Here is a 24,195-nt window from a genome sequence, read left to right on the forward strand (position 1 = left end):
TCGGGGCCCTTCTGCACGAAAAATCCACATATTTTCCTCTCTGCAGACAATCGGTTGAGATATCGTCGTGATCTTCGTTTGGCAGGATCCTCCCGCTTCCGTAAATCAAGAGACGAGGGCATTGATATGAAGCGCATCATCACAGGGCTGGCTTTAGCGTCGGCCGCCACACTCCTGGCAGCCGGGCCGGCACAGGCGGCACCGGCCGCCAAGGACCCGGTCGCCGCGGTGAAGAAGCAGTTCGTCGCCGGCAAGGGTGTGAAGTTCAGCGAGCGCACCACCGCCATCCAGGGCCGGATGCGGGGCATCATCACCCGTCGGTCGGGGGCGTACCAGTTCAGCAAGACGGGCGTCGCCGCGTCGGACATCACCGGCAAGTTCAATCTCAAGATGATGGGATCGGGCGACGACGAGGACAAGACCCTCAAGGCCCTGTCCAGGCCCGAGCGGACGATCACGGTCGGCAAGACGTCGTACCTGTCCGGCGGGCTCTGGGTGGACCTGCTGCCCGCGGACAAGACCTGGGTCAGGATGCGCAACGTGCCGTTCTCCGGCCTGAGCGGCGTCTACGGCCAGCCGCTCAACCTCACCGAGTCGGCCACGCTCAAGACCCTGTTCAAGAGCGCCAAGCCGGCCAAGGGCGGCTACGCGGGCAAGATCACCGTGGGTGAGCTGCGCAGGATCTCCCCGTCCTTCCGCGGCAACCTCATGCTCGGCGCCGCCAGCAAGAAGACGTCGAAGATCGCCCTATCCTGGAAGCTCACCGTCGACGCCAAGGGCCTGCCTTCCCGGCTGGTCACGACGATGCCGCTGGCCGCGCTCTCCTCGAACGTGGACGACGAGTCGGCCCTCAGCGTCGAGACCCTGTACAGCGGCTGGGGCAACGCGGTGAAGATCACCGCGCCGCCGGCCGACCAGGTGACGGACGAGCTCAAGGACGGCACGGACAGCACGGACGAGATTCCGTCGCTGACGGTTCCGCTCAGCAGCATCGCGAAGTAACCACCGAACCGCTGTACGGCTTCACCACGAGAGAACCGAGCTCACGCTCGGCTCTCTCGTAGGAGCCGGGCTCGCGCTCGGCTCCACCGTAGGACAGACCGGCTCTCGAAACTCGAGATCGCTTCTCTCTCAGCAGCGCGCGGGGCCGGTGATGAGCAGGGCACTCATTCGGCGAGGCGCGAGTCCCGTACGGCGGCCCATTCGAGCGAGTGCCTGATCCCTTCCTCGATCGAGTAGCGCGGCCGCCACCCCAGCAGCCGGTGCGCGAGGTCGCTGCGCGTGTAGGCGCCCGCCACGTCGCCGGGCCGCCGCTCGGTCTCGACCACCTCGACCGGCCGCGTCACCACCCGGTTGAACGCGTCGACCAGCTCACGCACGGTCGTCCCTGAGCCGGTGCCCAGATTGATGACCGATTCCGCCTCGGACAGGTCGTCGAAGCGCTGCAACGCGGCCACGTGCGCCGCCGCCAGATCCCAGACGTGGACGTAGTCGCGGATCCCGGAGCCGTCACGTGTGGAGTAGTCGGTGCCGGTGATCTCGAACGGCACGCCTTCCTCGTACGCGCCGATCATCTTGCCCAGCGCGTGGCTCGGCCGCCGCAGCTGCAACCCGGTGCGCATCGCGGGATCCGCCCCGATCGGATTGAAATAGCGCAGGGACAGCACGTTGATCGGCCGGGTCGCCGCGATATCGGCGAACATCGCCTCGCAGACCGCCTTCGTCCGCGCGTAGGGGCTCTGCGGGTCGAGCGGCGACCGCTCGTCGACCGTATGATCGTCCCCCGTGCGGTAAATCGACGCCGAGGAGCTGAAAATCATCCGCTCGCACCCGTTGCGCAGCAGGTGATCCACGAACTCCAGGCTCTTGGTGACATTCGCCCGGTAGTAGCCGACCGGATCGGCCACCGAATCCGGCACCACGATCAGCGCGGCGCAATGAACGACCGCCTCGATGTCGGGCTGCTCGGCGAATATCTTGTCGACCAGCGCCCCGTCGGCGATATCGCCCTCGTAGAAAGTCCGGCCCTCGGCGAACTCCCGCCGCCCCGTGACCAGGTTGTCGAGAATCACCGGCGTGATCCCCGCGTCCAGGCACGCCGACGCGATCGTGCTCCCGATGAACCCCGCCCCACCCGAAATCAGTACCCGCATCCCGGCACCCTATTGGGTCCTCCGCCGAGCCCGGCGTCATTCGCGCCGACTCGGGTGATCGTGGCTTTACGCGCGGCTAATGAGGTGCGGTCGTGATCATTTGTCGGCAAGATGGCGCCTCATGAAACTCATGATCACCGCACTCGCGGCCGGCGTCGCCGTACTCGTCTCGTCCGCCCCCGCTCAAGCGGCGCCGAAGAACCCCGTCGCGGCGTTAAAAGCGCAGCTCGTGGCCGGGCACGGGGTCCGCTTCACCGACACCAGCGCCTTCGTCGGCGCCGTCAACAAGGATCCGCTGGTCCGGCGCACCGGCAGCATTCAGTTCGGCAAGAAGGGGATCACCGGCTGGGACATCACCGGGAAGTTCTCCAGTCCGTTGTACGACGGGCACAACACCACGCCCGAGCGGACCATCGCGATCGGTGACGTCGCGTGGGTGTCGGGCGGCACCCTGAGCGAGGACATGCCGAAGGGCAAGACCTGGTTCAAGACGTACAGCAAAATGAACCTCAGCACCATGAGCAGCTGGTTCGGCCAGGTAGTGAGCCCGGCCGAGCCCGCGACGCTCGCCGCCCTGGTGAAGAACGGCAAGCTCAGCGGATCCACCTACCGCGGCCAGATCACCTTCAGCAAGCTCTTCAAGATCTCCCCCTGGTTCAGCAGCTCGATCCCGATGCGCTCCGACACCGAGGCCACCGTCACGTACGCCCTCAAGGTCGACGCCAAGGGGCTCCCCAGCCAGTTGACCACCACGTGGCAGGCCACGGACTTCCTGGACATCTCCTGGTGGGAGGACAAGGCGGTCACGACCGAGACCCACTACACCGGCTGGGGCACCAAGGTCTCGATCAAGTCGCCGCCCGCGAGCAAGGTCACCACCAAGCTCAACGACTGAGTCAGGCGCGCCGGGGCCGTAAACCAGGACCCCGAGAGGCGTTACGTGATCGTTATCGCCAGGCGTCCACGTATGGCGTCTTTTGGTTGTCTCACTTATGAGACGCCTGATGCGTAGACATAGTCCTGGAGTAACCCTTGAATCCCCTCCCCCGGATGCTGGCTCTGGCCGCCCTGATCACCACGGTGGCGGCCTGTAGCACGGAAGGAACGCCTGCCCCGGTGGCTCAGGTCGCCGCCGCCACCCCGGTTCACGCGGCCGGCGCCGCCGTGCCACGGAAGGCCGTACCGAAGAGCCCGGTACAGAAGGTCGCGGCGAAGAAGGCCAAGCTGGAGATCGCCGACATCACTCCCGAAGGTGAAGCCAAGGAGAAGGTCGGCGTCGGCTTCCCCATCATCGTGACGTTCGACCGCAAGGTGACCGACAGGGCGGCGGCCGAGACCGTCCTGCAGGTGCAGGCGGACCGGCCGGTCGACGGCGCCTGGCGCTGGGTGACCGACCGCAAGGTCGTCTACCGCACCAAGACGTACTGGCGGCCGCACCAGAAGGTTCAGCTCAACGCCCGCCTGAGCCAGATTCCCGGCAACGAGGCCGCCAAGGATGTCAGCCGCCGCTTCGCCGTCGGGTACTCCAACATCTCGGTGGTCAACACCCGTAGCCACGTGATGAAGGTCAGGCGCGACGGCAAGCTGGTCAAGTCGATCCCGATCAGCGCGGGCCGCGGCGGCATGGTCAAGAACGGCGTGGACGTCTACCTGACCACCAGCGGCACCCACCTCACGATGAACAAGAAGCCGCTGGAGACCATGACCTCGGCGTGGATGGGCGTCACCGACCCCAAGGACCCTCAGTACTACAAGGAGGAGATCCCGTGGGCGGTACGCATCTCCGACAGCGGCGAGTACGTGCACCAGAGCGCGGGCTACTACCAGTATCTGGGCCGGTCCAACCAGAGCCACGGCTGCGTCCGTGCCACTCCGGCGGGTGCCAAGTGGTTCTACGGCATCGCCCAGCGCGGTGACGTCGTCAAGATCACCGGCACCAAGCGCAAGCTCGACTGGCGCAACGGGTGGAGCTTCTGGCAGCTCAACTGGACCGAGTGGAAGAAGGGCAGCGCCCTCCCGAAGGACGCCCAGCAGAAGAGCTGAGCACCCCACGGGCCGGAGCTTCCCGGCGGGTCGGAGCCTTCCAGCAAGTCTTCCGGCAGGTGGAAGGCTTCCGACAGGTGAGCGCGGCCGGTCAGATCCTGATGCGGCCGGTCAGACCTTTTGGGGTCAGAGCTTTTCCAGCGGAGCGTAGGCGAGGAGCAGCGTCTTCTCGCCTCCGCTCCCGAAGTCGATCTTGACCTTGGTCTTCTCCGCCACCCCGTCCACGGACACGACGGTGCCCAGCCCGAACGCGTCGTGCGTCACCCGATCGCCCGGTGCCAGCGTGGGCACCGTGCGGGCGCCCTTCTTCGGCGCCGCCGCCTGCGCGGGCTCGCGCCGGGTCGCCGCGCTCCAGGCCGACTTCTCCGGCGGGGTACGCCAGTCGAGCAGCTGCACCGGCACCTCGTTGACGAACCGCGAGGCCGGGTTGAAGGACGGCGAGCCCCACGAGCTGCGTACGGCGGCCCGCGTGATGTAGAGGCGCTTCTGGGCCCTGGTGATCCCCACGTAGGCCAGCCGGCGCTCCTCCTCCAGCTCCTTCGGCTCGCCCAGCGAGCGGATGTGCGGGAAGACGCCGTCCTCCATCGCCGTCAGGAAGACGACCGGGAACTCCAGCCCCTTGGCGGTGTGCAGGGTCATCAGCGTGACCACGCCCTGCCCGCCGTCGGCTTCAGGGATCTGGTCGGCATCGGCCACCAGCGACACCTGCTCCAGGAACTCCACCAGCGTGCCCTCGGGATTGGCCTCCTCGAACTCCGAGGCCACCGAGATGAGCTCGTTGAGGTTTTCCAGCCGGGACTCGTCCTGCGGATCCTCCGAAGCCTCCAGCTCGGCGCGGTAGCCGGTGGCGACCAGGACCTCCTCCGCGAGCGCCGACGGCGGCATGCCCTCGGCCTTGCCGATCATCCCCTCGATCATCGCGACGAACTCGCGCACCGCGTTGAGCGAGCGCGTCGCCATGCCGTACGCCTCGTCGGCCCTGCGCAGCGCGTCCCAGAAGGAGATGCGCTCGCGCGAGGAGAGCGCCTCGAGCATCGCCTCGGCCCGGTCGCCGATGCCGCGCTTGGGCACGTTGAGGATGCGCCGCATGGACACCACGTCGGCGGGGTTGGCCAGCACGCGCAGGTAGGCCAGCAGGTCCTTGACCTCCTTGCGCTCGTAGAAGCGCACGCCCCCGACCACCTTGTAGGGCAGGCCGGTGCGGATGAAGATCTCCTCGAACACCCGGGAGGCCGCGTTGGTGCGGTAGAAGACCGCGACGTCGCCGGCCTTGACGCCCTCCTCGTCGCTGAGCCGATCGACCTCCTGGGCCACGAACATGGCCTCGTCGTGCTCGTTGTCGGCCACGTAACCGACGATCTTGGGACCGTCGCCCTGGTCGGACCAGAGGTTCTTGGGCTTGCGCGACTCATTGCGGGCGATGACGGCGTTGGCGGCGGCCAGGATGTTCTGGGTGGAGCGGTAGTTCTGCTCCAGCAGGATGGTGCGCGCGTCGGGGTAGTCGCGCTCGAACTCCAGGATGTTGCGGATCGTCGCGCCGCGGAAGGCGTAGATCGACTGGTCGGCGTCACCGACCACGCACAGCTCCGACTGGTCGGCACCAGAACGGACCAGCTCGCCGTCGGCCGTGTGCAGGTCGGGGCGGCCCACCAGCTCCCTGATCAGGATGTATTGGGCGTGGTTGGTGTCCTGGTATTCGTCGACGAGCACGTGCCTGAACCGCATCCGGTAGTGCTCGGCCACCTCCGGGAAGAGCTGGAACAGCGTCACCGTGTTCATGATGATGTCGTCGAAGTCCATCGCGCCGGCCTCGGTGAGCTTGCGCTGATAGCTCTTGTAGGCCTCGGCGAGCACCTTCTCCAGGTGGGAGCCCGCCTTGTCGAGCGCGGTCTCGTAGTCGACCAGCTCGTTCTTGAAGTTGCTCACCTGGGCCGAGAACGACCGCGGCGGGTAGCGCTTGGGGTCGAGGTCCATCTCCCTGCACACCATCGCCATCAGCCGCTGCGAGTCGGCCTGGTCGTAGATGGAGAAACTGGAGGGGAACCCGAGCCGCTTGGCCTCGCGGCGCAGGATGCGCATGCAGGCGCTGTGGAACGTCATCACCCACATCGCCTTTGACCTGGGCCCGACGAGCCGGTCGATGCGCTCCTTCATCTCGCGCGCGGCCTTGTTGGTGAAGGTGATGGCCAGGATCTCGCCCGGATGCACCTGCCGCTCACCGAGCAGGTAGGCGATGCGATGGGTGAGCACCCGCGTCTTTCCTGATCCCGCCCCCGCCACGATCAGCAGCGGACCGCCGTGATGGATCACGGCCTCCCGCTGTTGCGGGTTGAGGCCATCGAGCAAGGGGTGGTCAACAGAGACTTGGGTCGGCACGCACCCAGGTTAAGACTCTCCACCGACAAACGGCGCCTCGACGCCTGGAATCCCACCCCCAAAAACCGACAATCCACTCCGAACCCCTGGAACCACGAACCCACCCATCAGCCCCCGCCCTCCGAAACCCCCTTCCCACCGGCCGCCTGGAACCCCGGCCCCAAACCCGTGGCGACGGATCCAGCAGCCTGGAATGTCGGCCGTGAACCGCTGGTTGTCGTCAAAGAACGATCCGAAAGGGAGAAGATGCTCGCCGACAACGAGATCAACCGGGTACTCGTCGTGACCGCCCACCCCGACGACGCCGACTTCGGCGCCGCGGGCACGGTCGCCCTCTTCGGTGATCGGGGGGTCGAGGTCACCTACCTGCTGGTCACGGACGGCGACGCGGGCGGCAACGAACGTACGCTCGACAACACCGGCATGGCCGAACTGCGCAGAGCCGAGCAGACGGCCGCCGCCAAGGCGGTGGGCGTCACGGACGTCCGCTTCCTCGGCCACGCGGACGGCACGGTGGTGCCGTCGCTGGCGCTGCGCAAGGACATCGCCAGGGTCATCCGCCAGGTACGTCCCGACCTGGTGATCACCCATCACCCCGACCGCAACTACCAGTTCATCGCCCCGAGCCACCCCGACCACCGCGCGGTGGGCGGCTCCACCCTCGACGCCGTCTACCCCGACGCCCGCAACCCGTACGCCTTCCCCGAGCTGGTCAAGGACGAGGGCCTGGACGCCTGGACGGTCCGCGAGGTCTGGCTCATGGGCGGCTCCACCCCCAACCATTGGACGGATATCACGGAGGCGATCGACCGCAAGCTGGCGGCGCTGCAGTCGCACGTCAGCCAGGTGGGACACGTCGAGGGCTTCGCCGACTTCGTGAAGAGCCGCTTCGCCGCATGGGCCGAACAGGCCGGCTTCGGCGAAGGCCACTACGCGGAGGGCTTCCAAACCGTCACAACCGCCTGACCCACCCTCTGGAGCGTCCCTCTGAGGCAGGTCGGGGTCTTCTCATTTGGTGGGCGCGGGGTGCTTTCCGGCGATTCGGGCGAAGAGGTAGCCGAGGGAGTTGGTCGCCAGGTGCAGCATGGTCGGGGCCGTCAAGCCGCCTTGGCGGCGTAGTTCGCAGAACAGGACGCCCGCGGCGGCCGTCGACACCACACTGCCCGCCACCACGCGGGCCGTGTCCAGACGGCCAGGGGTCTCACCGGCCGCCAGGGCGCCGAGTGCCGGGTTGGCGCGGGACATGTCGATGGCCGGGAGGATGTGCCACAGCCCGAACAGGGCTGATGACGCCGCCGTCGCCGCGACGGTCCCGTGGGTACGGCGAAGCGTGCCGTACAGGGCGCCGCGGAAACCCATCTCCTCCAGCAGAACCGTGCCCAGAGGGACCTGCACCAGCGCCTCCTCCAGGACACGTGCGCGCGACAGCGACAGGGCGCGGTCGTCCTGGAACAGCGGCCGGGTGCGTGGCATCGCGACCCCGGCCGTGTAGACGGCGGCGACACCCGCCGCCAGAGCGCCGCCGATCGCCGCGCCCCTTGGCCCGTGCTCGAACCCGAGCTCCTGCCATGACACCCCGGACCGTCGCGCCATCGCCACCAGGGCGGCCGTCGCGGCGACGGAGGTCAGGGGGGCGAGGCGGGGCGCCACCCGGTTGTTGAGGACGTTGGCCGCGGCCAGCACGGCGATCGAGCGAAGCAGCACTCCCGCAGACTACGTCGCCCTCGTCCACCACGGACTGGCCGCACCGCTCGACGCTAACTGGCGGCTGGGCTGCGCCAGCCGGAGGGGAAGCGGGAGCGTCGGCGCTCCTCCGGGGTCAGGCCGCCCCAGATGCCGTCCGATTCCCCTGCCGTCAGCGCGTAGGAGCGGCACTCGGTCAGGACCTGGCAGGTGGCGCAGACCGCCTTGGCGCGCGCCTCCTGGTCGGCGGAGGGCGCGAGCGGGAAGAACAGCTCAGGATCACTGGATCTGCAGGCACCCCCGCGCAGCCAGCCGATCTCTCCCAATGGCATGGGGCAACGGTATGCCGACCTCATGATCGGCCGCATCATCCTTTGGGTTGACACGCGAGTACATCCCCAGCAGGCCCTCGCCCCACCCGCCACGAACCCGACAAAAGATCAGCAGGCGCCCACTCCGCCGTTGAGGCCGTTGGCGAAGGACTGCTGGCGTTGCTGGGCCGTGCCGTGGGCACTGGGGTTGAGCCAGTCGTCCGTGGGGTCGCCCGCCGCCTCCAGGTTCAGGATCAGCTCGTTCTCGTCCCCCGGCTCCGCCCGCAGCGCGCCCGAGCTGACGAGCGACGACAGCGTGCCGCCCGCGTAGCAGTCGGCCTGCAGCTCCGCCTGTACGTTCAGGTCGAAGCCGGACCGCAGCTGGGCCTGCACCGAATGCCCGAACTCGTGGGGGATGATCAGGTAGACCGAGCCGTCCCCCATCTCGCTCCAGAGCGACTCCATCCAGTCCTGGTCATAGGCAATGAAATGCCCGTCAGGGCAGTAGAAGGCATTGTTCGGGACGGCGGGCTGGCCGCCGCAGTTGGGCCCAGATTTCCCGGAATAGGGTACGAAGTCGGCAATAGGGCGGTAAGTACGGCCGAGGGCGCTGAACTGCTGCTTCCAGAACGCCTCCGTCAGCTCGCGCGCCGTCCGTACGTCACCCTCGAACGTGTCGGCCCCTGACGCGTCCATGGAAGCGGGCCGGGACAGCCCGCACGCGGCCAGGAGTAACACCAGGACGAGGGCCAGGGCTCTTCTCAAAGGCGTCACACGTCCCAAGTGTGCACCGGCTCGTTGCCGTGCATCCGCTCTATGTACTCAAGCGTCATCGCCCGCAGCGCCTCGTGCCGGTCGCCGCCGTGCGCCTGTACCCGTTCCACCTGCCAGGTCGCTCCGGTACGACCCGACAGACACCGGCCCTCGATGACCCCGAGCAGCCGGTCGGCCACGCGCCGGTCCACGCCCCACTTGTCGAGCCCCTCGTGGGCCAGCGGGAGCAGGCGGCGCAGGATCAGCTCGCCCGCGGGCACCTCTCCCAGCCCCGGCCAGTAGAGACGCGCGTCGAGGCCGTGCCGGGCCGCGCTGTTCAGGTTGTCCTCGGCGGCGGCGAACGACATCTGGCTCCAGATCGGCCGCTCGGCATGCGGGAGTACGGCCATCAGCCCGTAGTAGAAGGCCGCGTTGGCCACGATGTCGACCACGGACGGCCCGGCGGGCAGCACCCGGTTCTCCACCCGCAGGTGCGGGGCGCCACCGGCCACCGCGTACACCGGCCGGTTCCACCGGTAGATCGTGCCGTTGTGCAGGGTCATCTCGTGCAGTTCCGGGATGCGGCCCTGCTCCAGCACGGCTCGCGGGTCCTCCTCCTCGCAGAGCGGCAGCAGGGCCGGGTAGTACGAGACGTTCTCCTCGAACAGGTCGAACACGCTGGTGATCCACCGCTCGCCGAACCAGACGCGCGGCCGTACGCCCTGAGCCTTCAGCTCGGCGGGACGGGTGTCCGTGGCCTGCTCGAACAGCGTGATCCTGGTCTCGCGGTGCAACTCCTTGCCGAACAGGTACGGCGAGTTGGCGGCGACGGCCACCTGCGCCCCGGCGATGGCCTGGGCGGCGTTCCAGTGCGCGGCGAACTGCTCCGGGCTGACCTGCAGGTGGAGCTGCACGCTGGTGCAGGCGGCCTCGGGCGCGACGCTGTCGGCGTGGGTGTCGAGGCGTTCTATGGCCTCGATCGACAGGTGCAGGTCCTCACCACGGGCGGCGAAGATCTGCTCGTTGAGCAGCCGGTAGCGCGGGTTGGCCGACAGCGTGCCCTCGCCGATGTCCTGCTCGCGCAGCGTGGGCAGGATGCCGATCAGGACCAGGTGGCCGCCCTCGGACTGGGCGCGCTCCTCGGCGTGGTTGAGCCGGGCCCTGACGTCGTTCTCCAGCCTGAGCAACCCGTCGGCGCCCAGTTCCTGAGGCTCGATGTTGATCTCGATGTTGAACTGGCCCAGCTCGGTGGCCCAGTCGGGCTGCGCGATCGCGGCGAGCACCTCGGCGTTGCGCATGGCCGCCTCGCCCGCGGCGTCCACGATGTTGAGCTCGATCTCCAGCCCGGCGAGGGGCCGGTCGACCTCGAAGCGAGCCTCGCGGAGCATCTGGGCGAAGACGTCCAGGCATCGTCGCACTTTTTCCCGATATTTCCGACGATCGTCCCGACTGAACACGACGACCGGCACGTCCCTGCCCATTCTGGAAATGTCGCATGCCAGAGCCAACTAAGCCAGCATGTCCGCCCGCCAAAACCGACACACGCCGCCTTTGGCCCAGAAAACCGCTAGATCAGATGCTCGCCCAAAAGCTAGACCAGACGTCGGGCCGTGGCCCAGCGGGACAGTTCGTGCCGGTTCGACAGCTGGAGCTTGCGCAGCACCGACGACACGTGCGTCTCGACCGTCTTGACCGAGATGAACAGTTCCTTGGCGATCTCCTTGTAGGCATAGCCGCGGGCGATCAGCCGCAGCACCTCGCGCTCGCGCTGTGTCAGCGAGTCGAGCTCGGGGTCGATCGACGGCGCCTCCGACGAGGCGAACGCGTCGAGCACGAACCCGGCCAGCCGCGGCGAGAAGACCGCGTCGCCGTCGGCCACCCGGCGGATGGCGTCGGTCAGCTCGGTGCCGCTGATGTTCTTGGTCACGTAGCCGCGGGCGCCGCCGCGGATCACGCCGATCACGTCCTCGGCCGCGTCGGACACCGACAGCGCCAGGAAGCGTACCTGCGACCCGGCGCCGAGCACCCTGCGCAGGACCTCCTGCCCGCCGCCGCCGGGCATGTGCACGTCGAGCAGGACCACGTCGGGAGCGAGCTCGGCGATCGCCTTGACCGCCGTCTCGACGTCCTCGGCCTCCCCGACGACCTGGATCGAGTCGCCCAGCTCGGCCCGTACGCCGGAACGGAACAGCCGGTGATCGTCGACGATCAGCACCCTGGTCATTGCCTCTCCACCTTCATCGTCAACATCACTTCCGTGCCCTCACCGGGCTCGGTGCGCACCCTGGCGGCGCCGCCGTGACGCTCCATTCTCCCGATGATGGACTCCCTGATCCCCATTCTGTCGAGAGGCACCGCGTTGAGGTCGAATCCCTTGCCACGATCCTTCACGAAAATCGTGACTTCTTCGCCCTCTACCTCGGCATAGACGGAAATGGAGGGACTGCCGGAGTACTTGGCGGCGTTGACCATCGACTGCCTCGACGCCTTCAGCATGGCGCCGAGCTTGCCGGCCGAGTCGAGCTCGATGTCGCCCACGCAGACTACCTCGATCGGTACGCCGTGCGCGTCCTCCTCTTCCGCGGCGATCCTGCGTACGGCCGCGGCGAGCGTCGCGTCGGCGTCCTGGGCGGGCTGGTAGAGCCAGTTGCGCAGGTCGCGCTCCTGTGCGCGGGCCAGCCTGGTGACCTCGCGGGGGTCGTGCGCGACGCGCTGGATCAGCGTGAGCGTGTGCAGGACCGAGTCGTGCACCATCGCCGCGACCTCGGCCCGCTCCTCCGACCTGATGCGCTCGCGCCGCTCCAGCTGGAGTTCCTTCCACAGGCCCGCGAGCCAGGGCGCGGCGATGACCGCCAGCCCGCCGACCACCACCACGGTGAACAGCAGGCCGGGCTTGGCCTTGGACAGCTCCCCCTGAGCGGCCAGGAAGCCCGCCGCACCGATGACGACGAGCGCGATGCCGAGCAGCGTGCGGACCCGGTTCTTCCTGATGCTGTTCGTCGCCCCGCTCACCCAGTTGCGGCGGCGTTCGGGATCGGCCTGCTGCCACAGGATGAGCGCGCCGATGCCGCCCACGGCGAACGGCAGGATGGCGATGCCCCCCTTGGAGGCGCCGGTCAGCCAGCCGAACGCGAACAGCGCCACGCCGATCGCGCTGAACGCCGCGAGCTGGCTCCAGTCGCGCTGCGGCGGCTGCCCTTCGTACGGCACGCGAGGCGTGATCATCCAGAGCACCGCGTACGCCACCCCGCCGACCCCGCCGACCACGCTGAGCAGTACGAACATCAGCCTGATCACCACGGGATCGAGCTTCAGCTGAGCCGCGAGCCCTTGTGCCACGCCACCGAGCAGCCGGCCCTCCATGGGGCGCATCATCCGGCGGTAGGGCGCGTCGCCACCGGCTTGGGCAAGAGTCTTCTGGTCAGCCATAACATCGCCATCGTCACATGAAGGCCGCGTTAGGGACATCAGGGAACAACCCCCGGGTCGGGTCAGGGGTCTCCCGGATGCAGACGGCGGGCCGGTGGGGCCACGATAGTGGCATGACAGAAGCACCACCGAAGGAACCGGCCGCTCCGCCGACCGCGCTGCGACGCAGCAGCGAGGGGCGCTTCCTCATGGGAGTCTGCGCCGGGCTCGGACGCTACACGGGGATCGACCCGGTGGTGTTCCGCGTGGCCTTCGCGGTGCTGCTCTTCGGCTCCGGGATGGGGCTGTTCCTGTACATCGCGGCGTTCCTGCTGATGAAGGAGCCGAACGGACGGCCCGGATACATCGAGCAGTGGACCGGGCGCGACTTCGACGCCGCCACCGTGATGGCGCTGCTGACGGCGGTGCTCGCCGCCGGGCTCGGCCTCAACCTGGCCACGGTCTGGCTCGACTCGGGCACGCTGGTGGTCGGCATGCTGCTGGCCATCGGGCTGCTCGCGGCGCACACCAACGGCGTGGACCTGCTCGGCCTGGTCCGGTCGATGCCCGAGCGGCTCACCCGCCGCGCCCAGCCGGGCGAGCCCGAGCCGTACCTGAACGACATCACATATTCGCCCATCTCCGGCCAAACCGCGCCTACGACTGGCTACGCGCGGCCCCGCCCGGCCGCCGCGCCGTACACACGCGAACCGGTGACGGAGACGGACCGGGCGGCAGAGACGCCGACGGAGAAGGTGGCCGCGTCGCCCGCCGGATCGGAGCCGCCGACCGCCCCGACGCGCGTCAACCCCGTCCCCGCCGACGTGCCGATCGACAAGCCGGTCGAACCGACGCGAGCGCCGATCGACAGGCCGGCCGATGAGCCGGCTGCCGTTCGCGCCGAGCCATACGAGAGGGCAGAGCCATACGGGAGCGCGGAGCCGTACGGGAGCGCGGAGCCGCACCGGAGGCCCGCCCCCGAGCGGCCGCCCCAGCCGCCCCAGCCGCCCGCGCCGCCGCGCTTCCGTGCCGAGCCGATGACCGCCCTCAGCTACGGCGAGCCGTTCGCGCCGAACGGCCCCTTCCAGCCGCTCGACCCGCGCAAACGAGCCGGCGGCTACTCGCCGTACGACCCCGCCCTGTACGGCAGGCCGACGCCCCCGCCCCGCCAGAAGCAGAAGCGGCCCAGATCGTTCATCGGCGCCATGACCATGTTGCTGGCAATCATCATTGGAGGGATCGTCGTGGCGGTCCAAGCCAGGTCCGCCTCGGGGGTCAGTCCCACCCTGGTCGGCGGCGCCGTACTCGTCACCATCGGCGCCGGGCTGCTCATCGCCGCCTGGTGGGGCCGAGGCGCGGGCCTGGTCGCGGCCGGCACCATGGTCGCCCTGCTGATCGGTCTCGGTCTGATGGTCGGCGACCTGCCGCGGAATGTCGGCGACTTCGTCTGGCGGCCGACCACCGTGGCGGAGACGAACCGGATCTACGACGTGGGCGTCGGGGACGGCCGGCTCGACCTGTCCGAGCTCAAGCTCACGCCGGGGGCGAGCCTGACGGTCAACGCCAAGGTCTCGATCGGCGAGCTGATGGTGATCGTGCCACCGACGGCGCGGGTCGAGGTGCACGCCACCAACAAGGTCGGCGACATCAAGGTGGACCAGTCGCTCAGAGGCGGCGTAGACGTCAAATTCGACAAGGTGCTGGAGCCCGACACGCGCCCGAAGGGCGCCGTCCCGACGATCGTGCTGAACCTGCGGGGCGGCATCGGCGACATGGAGGTGCGGCGTGGCGCGTGAGGTCGACAAGCCGCGCCGCGTGCACCGGACGGACTGGATGGCACTGCTGAGCGGCATGCTTTTCGTGGTGCTGGGCATCCTGATCCTGACCCATAAGATCACGGACCCCCTGGTCCTGGTGTCTTTGGTCATCATCGGGCTGGGCTTCGCGGGGTTCGTCGCCGTAATCGCGCGGGTGATCCGCGGCAAGTAACCCTTGACCGGGAAAAACACCGGCGTACGTTGGCCTTGTCCGCCTTTCCCGCGCTCCTCTGGGAGGACGTATGCCTCGGACAGCCATCACCGTCGACGGAGTCAAGTACGAGGAGGAAGTCGAGCCGCGGCTCCTTCTCGTCCACCTGCTACGAGATCGTCTGGGCAAGACCGGCACCCCGGTCGGCTGCGACACCAGCAACTGCGGCGCCTGCACCGTCATGCTCGACGGCAAGAGTGTGAAGAGTTGCTCGGTGCTCGCCGTGCAGGCCGACGGCTGCGACGTCGTCACCATCGAGGGCCTGGGCGCCAACGGGTCGATGCACCCGATGCAGCAGGCCTTCCACGAGGAACACGCCCTGCAGTGCGGCTACTGCACCCCCGGCATGATCATGGCCGCGATCGACCTGCTCAGGGACAATCCGGACCCGTCGGAGGACGCCATCAGGGAGGGCCTGGAAGGCAACCTCTGCCGGTGCACCGGCTACTGCAACATCGTCCGCGCGGTACGCCGGGGCGCGCAGGAGATGGGCCAGGCGGTGAAGACACCATGACCGAGGTCGGCAAGGCGAGGAAGCGCAAGGAGGACAGGCGGCTGCTGACCGGGCGTACCCAGTGGACCGACAACCTGCGGCAGCCGGGGATGCTGCATGTCATGTTCCTGCGCAGCCCGATGGCGCACGCGCGGATCACCGGGGTCGACGTCTCGGCGGCACGCGAACTGCCGGGTGTCGTGGCGGCGTTCAGCGGCCAGGACTTCGCCGCCGAGCAGGGCAGCCTGCCGTGCGCCTGGCCGGTGAGCGAGGACATCGTGATCCCCGACCACCCGCCGATGGCCGTGTCGGAGGTGCGTTACGTGGGCGAGGCCGTCGCCTGCGTGGTCGCCACCGACCACTACCTGGCCGCGGACGCGCTGGAGGCGATCGAGGTCGACTACGAGCCGCTGCCGCCCGTACTCGACATGAACGAGGCGCTCACCCCTGACAGCCCCAAGGTGCACGAGGCGGGCAACCAGGCGTTCACCGCGAAGATCACCTCGGGTGACATCGAGGCGGCCTTCAGGGACGCGCCGGTGGTCATCGACCGGACCTATATCCAGCAGCGGCTGATCCCGAGCGCGATGGAGCCGCGGGCGGTGCTCGCGACCACCGACGGCGACTCCTTCACGCTCTGGTCGGCCACGCAGATCCCGCACGTCCTGCGCGTCATGCTGGCCGTGGTGACCGGCATCCCGGAGCACAAGATCCGGGTGATCGCGCCCGACGTGGGCGGCGGGTTCGGCTCCAAGCTCCAGGTCACCGCCGAAGAGGTACTGTGCCTGCTGCTCACCAAGCGGCTGGGCAAGCCGGTCAAGTGGACGGAGTCCCGCTCCGAGGGCAACCTGACCGTGCACCACGGCCGCGACCAGATCCAGCACCTCAGGCTGGCGGCCGAGGCCGACGGGCGGATCCGCGGGCTGCAGGTGGAGCTGCTGGCCGACATGGGCGCCTACCTGATGCTGGTCACGCCCGGCGTGCCGCTGCTCGGCGCGTCGATGTTCAACGCCATCTACAAGATGGACGCCTACGAGTTCGGCTGTACGGGCGTCTTCACCACGAAGATGCCGACCGACGCCTATCGGGGGGCGGGCCGGCCCGAGGCGACGTACGGCATCGAGCGGATCATGGACGAGCTGGCCGCCGAGCTGCGCCTGGACCCGCTGGAGGTACGGCGGCGCAACTGGATCAAGCACGAGGAGTTCCCGTACACCACCATCTCCGGACTGACCTACGACTCGGGCAACTACGAGGCGGCGACGGACAAGGCGATGGCGCTGTTCGGCTACGACAAGCTGCGCGCCGAACAGGCCGACCGGCGCGACCGGGGCGACCCGGTCCAGCTCGGGATCGGGGTGAGCACGTTCACCGAGATGTGCGGGCTGGCCCCGTCCCGGATGCTCGGCGCGGCCAACTACGGCGCGGGCGGCTGGGAGCACGGCTCGGTACGCATGCTGCCGACCGGCAAGGTCGAGGTCATCACCGGCACCTCCCCGCACGGCCAGGGACATGTGACGGCGTGGAGCCAGATCGCGGCCGACGCGCTCGGCGTGCCGTTCGAGGACATCACGGTGCTCCACGGGGACACGGCGATCGCGCACAAGGGCATGGACACCTACGGCTCGCGCTCGCTGACCGTCGGCGGCATCGCCGTGCTCAAGGCGTGTGACAAGGTCAAGGACAAGGCCAGGAAGCTCGCCTCGCACCTGCTCGAGTGCTCGCCCGACGACCTGGAGTTCGCCGAGGGCGTGTTCAAGGTGAAGGGCACCGACTCCCAGAAGACCATCCAAGAGCTGGCCTACGCCGCGTTCACCGCCCACGACCTGCCCGAGGGCGTCGAGGCCCGGCTCGACTCCGACGCCACCTTCGACCCGGAGAACTACTCCTTCCCGCACGGCACCCACCTGTGCGCGGTGGATGTGGACACCGAGACCGGCATGGCGAAGATCCGCTCGTACGTGGCGGTCGACGACGTGGGCACGGTGGTCAACCCGATGATCGTCGAGGGCCAGATCCACGGCGGCATCGCGCAGGGCGTCGCGCAGGCGCTGTACGAGGAGGCCGTCTACGACTCGGAGGGCAATCTGCTCACCACCACGATGGCCGACTACCTGCTGCCGACGGCGATGGACCTGCCGGACTTCGTCACCGACCGGACCGAGACCCCGGCCACCAGCAATCCGCTGGGTGCCAAGGGCGTCGGCGAGGCCGGCACGATCGCCTCGACCCCGGCGGTCGTCAACGCCATCGTCGACGCGCTGCGACCACGCGGCATCCACGACATCCAGATGCCATGTACACCCGAGCGGATCTGGAGGGCGCTGCGATGATCCCGGCCCAGTTCGACTACGTCCGCGCCGGCTCGCTCGGCGAGGCCGTCCAGGAGCTCTCCGCCGACGAGGACGCCAAGGTCCTCGCCGGTGGCCAGTCGCTCCTCCCGCTGCTCCGGCTCCGGCTGGCCTACCCGTCGAAGCTGGTCGACGTGGGCCGCCTGCCCGAGCTGACGGGCGTGCACGACCGTGGCGACCACGTCTTCATCGGCGCGATGGCCACGCACGACGAGGTGATGCGCTCCGGCGTGGTCAACGCCGACTGCCCGCTCGTGGCGCAGGCCACCGCGACGGTCGCCGATCCCGCCGTACGCCACCGCGGCACGTTCGGCGGCTCTCTGGCGCACTGCGACCCGGCGGGTGACCTGCCCGCGGTGGTCCTGGCGCTGGAGGGCGTCTTCGTGGCCAGGTCGCCCGAGGGCGAGCGGGAGATCCCCGCCGCCGAGTTCTTCGTCGACTACCTGGAGTCGGCGCTGCGGCCGGGAGAGGTCCTGGTCGGGGTGCGGCTGCCGAAGCTCGGCGCCGGCTGGGGCTATCACTACGAGAAGTTCCACCGGACCGCGCAGTCGTGGGCCATCGTCGGGGTGGCCGCGGCGGTCAAGCGTTCCAACGGAGCGATCGCGGAGGCGCGGATCGGCCTGACCAACATGGGCCCGACGCCCGTACGAGCCCACGCGGTCGAGACCGCCCTGCGGGGCAGGCAGCTGAGCGATGACCTACGGCAGGCGTGCGAGGAGGCGGCGGCCGACACCTCTCCGCCCTCCGACCTGCATGCCCAGCCCGACTATCGCCGGCACCTGGCCAGGGTGCTGACCCATCGCGCGATTCTGCACGCCGCCGGGTCTCCCTGATCGGTTCGAGGGGGCGCCCTTTCGGGGCGCCCCTTCTCAGTCGTAATGTCGCAATCAGCGGAGAGGAGCGGATCCATGGCGATGCGGTTCGAGCATGAGTTCAGCGTTCCGGTGCCGGTCGAGCAGGCGTGGGCCGTACTGCTGGACGTCGAACGGGTCGCGCCATGCCTGCCCGGGGCCTCGCTCGACCTCTTCGAGGGCGACGAGTTCACCGGCCGGATGAAGGTCAAGGTCGGCCCGATCACCGTGACCTACCGTGGCGTGGCCAGGTTCGAGAACGTGGACAAGGACGCCCATACGCTCACCATCGAGGCGTCGGGCAAGGAAGCGCGCGGCGCGGGGACGGCCTCGGCGACCGTCAAGGCCACGCTGACGCCGGACGACGGGTCCACCACGGTCCGGGTGGAGACGTCGTTCAACGTGACCGGCCGGCCCGCCCAGTTCGGGCGCGGGGTCATGGCCGAGGTCGGCGCGAAGCTCATCGACAAGTTCGCCGCCAACCTCGCGCAGTTGCTGACCGAGCCGGCTCACGAGACGCAGTTGGTGACCGAGCCCGCCCACGAGGCGCCCGCCGTGCCCGTAGCGGTACCCGCGGAGCCCCTGGAGGGTGAGCCGCGGCTGAGCGTGGTGCCCGGTCCCGAGGAGGACGTCCGGCCCGCCGGGACGCTGCGTACGTCGCGCACGCCCGATGAGGAGGCGCTCGACCTCCTGGAGATCGCCGGGACGCCACTGCTGAAGCGCTTGGCGCCCGTCGCCGGGGCGATCGCGGGGCTGCTGTTCATCGGCTGGCTGATCAGACGTCTCATGCGCTGACATCGGCCGGCTGATCAGACGTCTCATGCGCTGATATCGGCCGGCTGATCAGTCGCGCTGATATCAGCAAAGACACCATCAAGTCCGGACACTTCGCCCGAAGCCGGGGCAGTTCATCCCCACATGTCTTATTTCGGGGGACATTCGGGGGAGATGAGCATGCCGGACTGCACTGTTGTCGTGATCACCTACAACGACGCGGCCCGCCTGCCCAGGGCCGTGCGATCCGTACTCGGCCAGTCGCTACACGACCTCGAAGTGATCATCGCCGACGACGCGAGCACCGACGACACCCCCCGGGTGGCGAGCGAGCTGGCGCGGTCCGATCCCCGCGTCCGCTACCTGCGCCGGCAGGTCAACAGCGGAGGCTGCGGCGCGCCGCGCAACGACGGTCTCGACGCGACGACCGCGCCGTACGTGATGTTCCTCGACAGCGACGACGAGCTGCCCAGGCACGCCTGCAAGAGCCTGCTCGGCGAGATCGAGCGGACCGGCGCCGACTTCGTGGCCGGGCAGATCTCCCGGCTGCACGAGCGGAACGGCCGGCTGACGCCCTACTACCCGTCGCTGTTCGCCAGGCGGCGGGTCGTGGCGGGCATCGGCGCGGAGCCCGAGCTGTTCCTCGACTGCTTCAGCACCAACAAGCTCTACGACGTGCGCTTCCTGCGCGAGAACGGGCTGCGCTTCCCGGAGGACATCCACTACGAGGACCACGTCTTCGCGGCTGGCCTGTACGCCGTGTCGCGCCGCTTCGCGGTCGTGCCCTGGGTGGTCTACCACTGGCACCGCGCGTCCGACGACCGCTCCATCTCGCTCAACATCAAGGAGATGGACAACGTACGGCATCGCGTGGCGGCGGCCCGGATGAGCGACGACGTGCTGCGCGCCCACGACGCCGCCGACCTGGTGCCCGACCGGCAGTACCGCTTCCTCAGGCAGGACCTGCGCGTCTACCTCAACCCGCTGCCCAGGCGCGGCCGGGTGTGGGCCAAGGAGTTCGCCGCCGTCGTGCGGCCGTACCTGGAGGAGATCCCGCTTGAGGTGTTCGAGCGGATCGAGCCGATGGTCCGGGTCTGCTGTCATCTCATCCTCGACGACCGGGTCGACGACCTGCTGGTGGCCGCCCGGTCACTGCCCGACCCGTGCGCCGCCCCACGGGCCGCCGTACGCCATGAGGGGCGGACGTACTGGGGCACGGCGGTCACGCCCGGCATGGACATCACCCGGCTGCGCATGGCCGAGCTGCCCTATACCGCGGCCCGGCTGCGGCACGAGGTGACCGAGATCGCCGGGGACGGCGAGCGGATCCGGATGAGCGTGCACACCTACGACCCTTTCGGGGTGCTGCCGGTCGACTGGACGGCCTTCCTCCAGCTCGGCGGCCAACGCGTCCCCATCGATCCGGTCCCGTCCGGTGACGGCGGCTACGTGAGTGAGATCACCTTCACGCCCACGGCCTCATGCGAGCCGCGCATCGGGTTCACCAGGAACTGCGACGGCCGCACCACGATGGACCGGCTGATGGCCCCGCCCGACATGGAGCCGATCGCGCTGCAGCTGGCGCGTACGGTCACGGCCGAGGGCAACGCCGCCTACCTGCGCGTACGCGTCCCATCGGTCAGGTCACGGCTCCACCGGATCAAGCGCCGGTTGCTGCGGCGGTTCAGCACACCGGCGATGAAGCTGCGCTTCTACAAGACGGTGATCCGCCTGCTCCCGCCCCGCCCTGACCTGGCCCTGTTCGAGGCCGACGTCGGCAAGGGCTACACCGGCAGCCCGCGCGCCATCTACGAGGAACTGCGGCGGCGCGGCCTGCCGATCCGCGTCTTCTGGTCGGTGGCCAGGTGCCGGGCGAACTTCCCCGCCGACGCCCGGCTCGTCCGCCGCGGCGGCTGGCGGTACGTATGGCTGCTGGCCCGCGCGGGCATCTGGGTCGACAGCCACGGCTTCCCGCTCAACTACCCGAAACCACCCGGTACCCGCTATCTCCAGACCTGGCATGGCCAGGGCATCAAGTCGGTCGGCTTCGACGCGCCCGACCTGCGCGCCGACTTCGACCGCCCGCGCACCGAGTGGCGCGCCGCCGTCGCCCGCTGGGACGCGCTCGTCTCGCCGAGCGCCGAGTTCTCGCGGGTCTTCCTGCCCTCCAACGGCTACACGGGCCAGGTCCTCAGGTACGGCACGCCGCGCTGCGACGCGCTGGTGCGCCAGGAGAGCAGGCACGACGTCCTGCAACGGCTGGAGATACCGCCCGGCAGGAAGATCCTGCTGTACGCGCCCACCTATCGCGACGGGGCCAAGAACAGCGGCCGATCGGTCCGGGCGGACCTGGAGCTGATGGCCGAGGAACTGGCCGGCGAGTGGGTGCTGATCCTGCGGACGCACCCGGTGGAACGCTTCAGGACCCCGCAGCACGTCAGGCACTTCGTCCGGCCCGCCGGGTCGTACCCGGAGATCAACGACCTGATGCTGGCCTCGCACGCGCTCCTCACGGACTACTCGTCAGTGATGTGCGACTACGCGCTGACCGGCAAGCCCATGGTGTTCCTGATCGACGACTGGGACGAGTACCGGCTGACCGAGCGGGGCGTCTACCACGACCTGCCGGCGATAGCCCCCGGGCCGTGCGTCACGACGACCGAGGAGGTGGTCGAGGCGCTACGGGAGCTGCCGGCCGTACACGCGGCCCATGCCGAGCGGTACGCGGCCTTCCGCGAGCTGTGGTGCGCCGACGAGCGTGGGGACGCCGCCGCGCGCGTCGTGGACGCCTTCTTCGGGCATCGGGCGGCGTCGTGACCGTGGTGTTCGCCTGCATGGACGCCGACACGCTGGGGGGCATCCAGCAGGTGACGCACACCCTGGCGCAGGGGCTGGCCGAACGCGGCTACGACGTGCACGTGGTCAGCCTGCACCAGGCGGCGGCGCCGTTCCGCTACGTCGAGGAGCCCGGCTACCGGCGCCACGTGATCAGCCCGGAACCCCTGGGACCGCAGAGCCCGCGGGCACGCAGGCGGGCCGACGAGCGGCTGGCCGCCCTGTTCGGCCCGATGCGGACGGGTTTCGCGGTGCTGACCTCGCCGGGGGTGGTGACGCGGCTGACGTCCGTCCTGCCCGGCTCGCTCCATCGGGTCGGGCAGTATCACGGCTCGTACGAGCACGCCCGCGGCTGCTGGCACCTCGGCTCGATCCGACAGCACTACCCCAAGCTCGACCAGGCGGTCTTCCTCAGCGAGGACGACGCCTGGCGCTTCTCCGAGGACGCGCTGCTGCCCAACACCTGGGCCCTGCCCAACCCGCTGGCGCGCTGGCCGGAGGAGGTTTCCGGGCTGGAGACGCCCCGGGTGCTGGGGGTGGGGCGGATGGAGGGGGTCAAGCGGTTCGACCGGCTCATCAGCGCGTTCGCCAGGGCCGGCGCGCCGGCGCCGTGGGAGCTGCACCTGATCGGCGACGGTAGCGAGCTGGAGCGGCTGCGCGCGCACGCCGTGCGTGAGGGGGTCGGGGAGCGGGTGGTGTTCAGGGGCCGCGTCCCCGCCGCCCGGATGACGGGCGAATACCTGGAGGCGGCGATCGTGGGGCTGACCAGCGAGCACGAGGGGCTGCCCATCGTGCTGCTGGAGTCGGCGGCGCATGGGGTGCCCGCGGTGGCGTTCGACGTGTCGGGCGGGGTGCGGTCGGCGGCGCCGGTGCTCGTCCCGGCCGGGGACGTCGGCGCGTTCGGCGCGGCGCTGGCCCGGCTGATGGGCTCGGCGTGGGAGCGGCGGCGCCTGGGCGCCGCCGCTCGGGCACGGGCCGCCGCCTTCCGGCTCGACCACGTGCTGGACCGCTGGGAATCCCTGTTCGTCCACCTGACCAGGTGACGGCCAGGTTCATCACCGCGCTCTGTTACCGCGCGCGCTGTTGTTACCGCGCGCGCTGGGCCAGCTCGGGCGACTCGTTACGCGGCTGCGGAATCCCGGCGAGCAGTTGCTGCTTCGAGGTGAGCAGCGCGGCGACCGGGCTCGGCTCGCGCAGCCGGTTGATGCGGTCGCGCACCATCTTGCGCATCCGGTTGGCGCGCCGCTTCTGCATCGTCTTGTGGCAGGTGACCAGGTGCTCTTTGGACGCTGCCGGCGCGCCGGACAGCTCGTAGCCGTTGGCCTCCAGCCGGTCGCCGAGCACCTGCTCGCACAGCGAGATCTCCCAGTCCTCCAGCCGCTTGGCCCAGCTGCCCACCCTGGCGCGGGTGACCTCGCCGTGCGTGTTGCTGTGCCAGACCTTGTGCGCGGGGACCGCCACGGTGGCCGCCTCGCGCGGAGAGACCGTGCTCGGGTCGAAGTCCTCGTCGAGGAAGTGGCAGAGCTTCTTCATCTCGGTCGCCGGGTCGTCGGTCAGGTCCTCGTACCGCAGCTCGTAGTAGGTGTCCTCGGGCAGCATCCGCCGCAGCCTGTTGCCCGCGTCGATGGCCTCGGCCCAGGTGGAGATCGCGTGGAAGGAGTCCAGCGTGTACCAGGGCATCTCCTTCAGTGACGAGACGCAGTCGCGGCCGTCCCTGATCAGGTGGATGAACTGGGCGTCGGGAAAGAGCCTGAGCAGGATGTCGACCTGCTTGACGTAGCTCGGCCGCTTGTCTCCCCAGCGGGCCTTGTCGAAGCGGTCGGCGTACATGCGGAAGGTGGTGCCGAGCACCGAGCCGAGCGTCCCGGGCCCGTCCACGACCTGCTGGACGAAGTCCTCCCTGTCGATCTTGAGCTCGCGGAACTTGGTGCTGCGGTCGCCCGCGATCCACTCCGCGAGCGCGCGGCGGCGCTCCTCGACGCGCAGGTCGCCGAACGAGCGGCGCCGGTGGTAGACGGGCACCAGGAACCTGGTCTCCGGCGGCACCGCGATCCGCGGGTGCGAGTGGAGCATGAGCTGCAGCATCGTGGTGCCGGAGCGCGGACAGCCGACGACGAAAATGGGCCGGTCTGACAT

At 69.2% G+C, this 24,195-nt stretch carries 21 protein-coding genes; 12 read left to right on the plus strand and 9 right to left on the minus strand.

What is annotated here, in order from left to right:
* Positions 1-126: 126 nt before the first annotated feature.
* Positions 127-1,002, plus strand: a complete 876-nt coding sequence (locus tag ACGFJ2_RS40525) for a hypothetical protein (protein ID WP_358179609.1) — start codon at positions 127-129, stop codon at positions 1,000-1,002.
* A gap of 164 nt (positions 1,003-1,166) precedes the next feature.
* On the opposite strand, the gene galE is transcribed toward ACGFJ2_RS40525, so the two are convergent.
* Positions 1,167-2,153 carry a UDP-glucose 4-epimerase GalE gene (gene galE, locus ACGFJ2_RS40530; protein WP_357948520.1) on the minus strand — a complete coding sequence of 329 codons (987 nt, stop codon included), beginning with the start codon at positions 2,151-2,153 and terminating at the stop codon, positions 1,167-1,169.
* Positions 2,154-2,274: 121 nt separating this feature from the next.
* On the opposite strand from galE, the gene ACGFJ2_RS40535 reads away from it, so the two are divergent.
* Both ACGFJ2_RS40535 and ACGFJ2_RS40540 read left to right on the plus strand, forming a co-directional pair.
* The gene (locus tag ACGFJ2_RS40535) at positions 2,275-3,048 is read left to right on the plus strand and encodes a hypothetical protein (protein WP_393477612.1); all 774 of its coding nucleotides are present in this window, start codon (positions 2,275-2,277) and stop codon (positions 3,046-3,048) included.
* Between the two features lie 137 nt (positions 3,049-3,185).
* Positions 3,186-4,196 carry a L,D-transpeptidase gene (locus ACGFJ2_RS40540; protein ID WP_357948514.1) on the plus strand — a complete coding sequence of 337 codons (1,011 nt, stop codon included), beginning with the start codon at positions 3,186-3,188 and terminating at the stop codon, positions 4,194-4,196.
* A gap of 126 nt (positions 4,197-4,322) precedes the next feature.
* Here the strand turns inward: ACGFJ2_RS40540 and pcrA are convergent, their stop codons facing one another.
* Positions 4,323-6,542 carry a DNA helicase PcrA gene (gene pcrA, locus ACGFJ2_RS40545; protein ID WP_393477863.1) on the minus strand — a complete coding sequence of 740 codons (2,220 nt, stop codon included), beginning with the start codon at positions 6,540-6,542 and terminating at the stop codon, positions 4,323-4,325.
* Between the two features lie 276 nt (positions 6,543-6,818).
* Here pcrA and ACGFJ2_RS40550 point away from each other — a divergent pair, with 276 nt between their 5' ends.
* Positions 6,819-7,538: a PIG-L deacetylase family protein gene (locus tag ACGFJ2_RS40550; protein WP_358179601.1), complete on the plus strand. Its 720-nt coding sequence runs from the start codon at positions 6,819-6,821 to the stop codon at positions 7,536-7,538.
* A gap of 42 nt (positions 7,539-7,580) precedes the next feature.
* Here ACGFJ2_RS40550 and ACGFJ2_RS40555 read toward each other — a convergent pair whose 3' ends face one another.
* From ACGFJ2_RS40555 to ACGFJ2_RS40580, 6 genes are all read right to left on the minus strand, one after another.
* Complete coding sequence (locus tag ACGFJ2_RS40555; protein WP_357948508.1) at positions 7,581-8,276, minus strand: CPBP family intramembrane glutamic endopeptidase; 696 nt, start codon at positions 8,274-8,276, stop codon at positions 7,581-7,583.
* A gap of 53 nt (positions 8,277-8,329) precedes the next feature.
* Positions 8,330-8,587: a WhiB family transcriptional regulator gene (locus ACGFJ2_RS40560; RefSeq protein WP_393477616.1), complete on the minus strand. Its 258-nt coding sequence runs from the start codon at positions 8,585-8,587 to the stop codon at positions 8,330-8,332.
* Between the two features lie 108 nt (positions 8,588-8,695).
* Complete coding sequence (locus ACGFJ2_RS40565) at positions 8,696-9,340, minus strand: neutral zinc metallopeptidase (RefSeq protein WP_393477618.1); 645 nt, start codon at positions 9,338-9,340, stop codon at positions 8,696-8,698.
* The gene (locus ACGFJ2_RS40570; protein WP_357948500.1) at positions 9,337-10,737 is read right to left on the minus strand and encodes a glutamate--cysteine ligase; all 1,401 of its coding nucleotides are present in this window, start codon (positions 10,735-10,737) and stop codon (positions 9,337-9,339) included. Before ACGFJ2_RS40570 ends, ACGFJ2_RS40565 begins: the two co-directional genes overlap by 4 nt.
* A gap of 173 nt (positions 10,738-10,910) precedes the next feature.
* A complete protein-coding gene (locus ACGFJ2_RS40575) occupies positions 10,911-11,543 on the minus strand; it encodes a response regulator transcription factor (protein ID WP_225293703.1) in 633 nt (210 codons plus the stop codon).
* Positions 11,540-12,748 (minus strand): PspC domain-containing protein, encoded by a 1,209-nt coding sequence (locus tag ACGFJ2_RS40580; protein WP_357948497.1) that lies wholly within the window; start codon positions 12,746-12,748, stop codon positions 11,540-11,542. Before ACGFJ2_RS40580 ends, ACGFJ2_RS40575 begins: the two co-directional genes overlap by 4 nt.
* A gap of 113 nt (positions 12,749-12,861) precedes the next feature.
* On the opposite strand from ACGFJ2_RS40580, the gene ACGFJ2_RS40585 reads away from it, so the two are divergent.
* The 8 genes from ACGFJ2_RS40585 to ACGFJ2_RS40620 all read left to right on the plus strand — a co-directional run bounded on the left by ACGFJ2_RS40585 (position 12,862) and on the right by ACGFJ2_RS40620 (position 23,102).
* Positions 12,862-14,523, plus strand: a complete 1,662-nt coding sequence (locus ACGFJ2_RS40585) for a PspC domain-containing protein (protein ID WP_393477622.1) — start codon at positions 12,862-12,864, stop codon at positions 14,521-14,523.
* Positions 14,513-14,716: a hypothetical protein gene (locus tag ACGFJ2_RS40590; RefSeq protein ID WP_357948491.1), complete on the plus strand. Its 204-nt coding sequence runs from the start codon at positions 14,513-14,515 to the stop codon at positions 14,714-14,716. The genes ACGFJ2_RS40585 and ACGFJ2_RS40590 overlap by 11 nt, the downstream gene beginning before the upstream one ends.
* Positions 14,717-14,786: 70 nt before the next feature.
* Positions 14,787-15,269 (plus strand): (2Fe-2S)-binding protein, encoded by a 483-nt coding sequence (locus ACGFJ2_RS40595; protein ID WP_357948488.1) that lies wholly within the window; start codon positions 14,787-14,789, stop codon positions 15,267-15,269.
* Positions 15,266-17,581, plus strand: a complete 2,316-nt coding sequence (locus tag ACGFJ2_RS40600; protein WP_393477625.1) for a xanthine dehydrogenase family protein molybdopterin-binding subunit — start codon at positions 15,266-15,268, stop codon at positions 17,579-17,581. Before ACGFJ2_RS40595 ends, ACGFJ2_RS40600 begins: the two co-directional genes overlap by 4 nt.
* On the plus strand, positions 17,578-18,432 hold the full coding sequence (locus ACGFJ2_RS40605) for an FAD binding domain-containing protein (protein ID WP_393477865.1): 855 nt from the start codon (positions 17,578-17,580) through the stop codon (positions 18,430-18,432). The genes ACGFJ2_RS40600 and ACGFJ2_RS40605 overlap by 4 nt, the downstream gene beginning before the upstream one ends.
* A 75-nt stretch (positions 18,433-18,507) precedes the next feature.
* Positions 18,508-19,245 (plus strand): SRPBCC family protein, encoded by a 738-nt coding sequence (locus tag ACGFJ2_RS40610; protein ID WP_357948483.1) that lies wholly within the window; start codon positions 18,508-18,510, stop codon positions 19,243-19,245.
* A 159-nt stretch (positions 19,246-19,404) separates the two neighbouring features.
* Entirely contained in the window at positions 19,405-22,041 is a 2,637-nt protein-coding gene (locus ACGFJ2_RS40615; RefSeq protein ID WP_393477627.1) for a CDP-glycerol glycerophosphotransferase family protein, read from the plus strand.
* Positions 22,038-23,102, plus strand: a complete 1,065-nt coding sequence (locus ACGFJ2_RS40620; RefSeq protein ID WP_393477630.1) for a glycosyltransferase — start codon at positions 22,038-22,040, stop codon at positions 23,100-23,102. Before ACGFJ2_RS40615 ends, ACGFJ2_RS40620 begins: the two co-directional genes overlap by 4 nt.
* 43 nt (positions 23,103-23,145) lie before the next feature.
* Here the strand turns inward: ACGFJ2_RS40620 and ACGFJ2_RS40625 are convergent, their stop codons facing one another.
* Entirely contained in the window at positions 23,146-24,195 is a 1,050-nt protein-coding gene (locus ACGFJ2_RS40625) for a sulfotransferase (RefSeq protein ID WP_357948475.1), read from the minus strand.

The organism is Nonomuraea sp. NPDC049028 (assembly GCF_043197735.1).
Lineage (GTDB): Bacteria > Actinomycetota > Actinomycetes > Streptosporangiales > Streptosporangiaceae > Nonomuraea.

What these genes read in the sequence shown, in the direction of transcription:
- ACGFJ2_RS40525 (WP_358179609.1), top strand. Translation starts at nt 127, where the DNA reads ATGAAGCGCATCATCACAGGGCTGGCTTTAGCGTCGGCCGCCACACTC.
- galE (WP_357948520.1), bottom strand. Translation starts at nt 2,153, where the DNA reads ATGCGGGTACTGATTTCGGGTGGGGCGGGGTTCATCGGGAGCACGATC.
- ACGFJ2_RS40535 (WP_393477612.1), top strand. Translation starts at nt 2,275, where the DNA reads ATGAAACTCATGATCACCGCACTCGCGGCCGGCGTCGCCGTACTCGTC.
- ACGFJ2_RS40550 (WP_358179601.1), top strand. Translation starts at nt 6,819, where the DNA reads ATGCTCGCCGACAACGAGATCAACCGGGTACTCGTCGTGACCGCCCAC.
- ACGFJ2_RS40560 (WP_393477616.1), bottom strand. Translation starts at nt 8,587, where the DNA reads ATGCCATTGGGAGAGATCGGCTGGCTGCGCGGGGGTGCCTGCAGATCC.
- ACGFJ2_RS40575 (WP_225293703.1), bottom strand. Translation starts at nt 11,543, where the DNA reads ATGACCAGGGTGCTGATCGTCGACGATCACCGGCTGTTCCGTTCCGGC.
- ACGFJ2_RS40580 (WP_357948497.1), bottom strand. Translation starts at nt 12,748, where the DNA reads ATGGCTGACCAGAAGACTCTTGCCCAAGCCGGTGGCGACGCGCCCTAC.
- ACGFJ2_RS40585 (WP_393477622.1), top strand. Translation starts at nt 12,862, where the DNA reads ATGACAGAAGCACCACCGAAGGAACCGGCCGCTCCGCCGACCGCGCTG.
- ACGFJ2_RS40595 (WP_357948488.1), top strand. Translation starts at nt 14,787, where the DNA reads ATGCCTCGGACAGCCATCACCGTCGACGGAGTCAAGTACGAGGAGGAA.
- ACGFJ2_RS40600 (WP_393477625.1), top strand. Translation starts at nt 15,266, where the DNA reads ATGACCGAGGTCGGCAAGGCGAGGAAGCGCAAGGAGGACAGGCGGCTG.
- ACGFJ2_RS40605 (WP_393477865.1), top strand. Translation starts at nt 17,578, where the DNA reads ATGATCCCGGCCCAGTTCGACTACGTCCGCGCCGGCTCGCTCGGCGAG.
- ACGFJ2_RS40610 (WP_357948483.1), top strand. Translation starts at nt 18,508, where the DNA reads ATGGCGATGCGGTTCGAGCATGAGTTCAGCGTTCCGGTGCCGGTCGAG.
- ACGFJ2_RS40615 (WP_393477627.1), top strand. Translation starts at nt 19,405, where the DNA reads ATGCCGGACTGCACTGTTGTCGTGATCACCTACAACGACGCGGCCCGC.
- ACGFJ2_RS40625 (WP_357948475.1), bottom strand. Translation starts at nt 24,195, where the DNA reads ATGTCAGACCGGCCCATTTTCGTCGTCGGCTGTCCGCGCTCCGGCACC.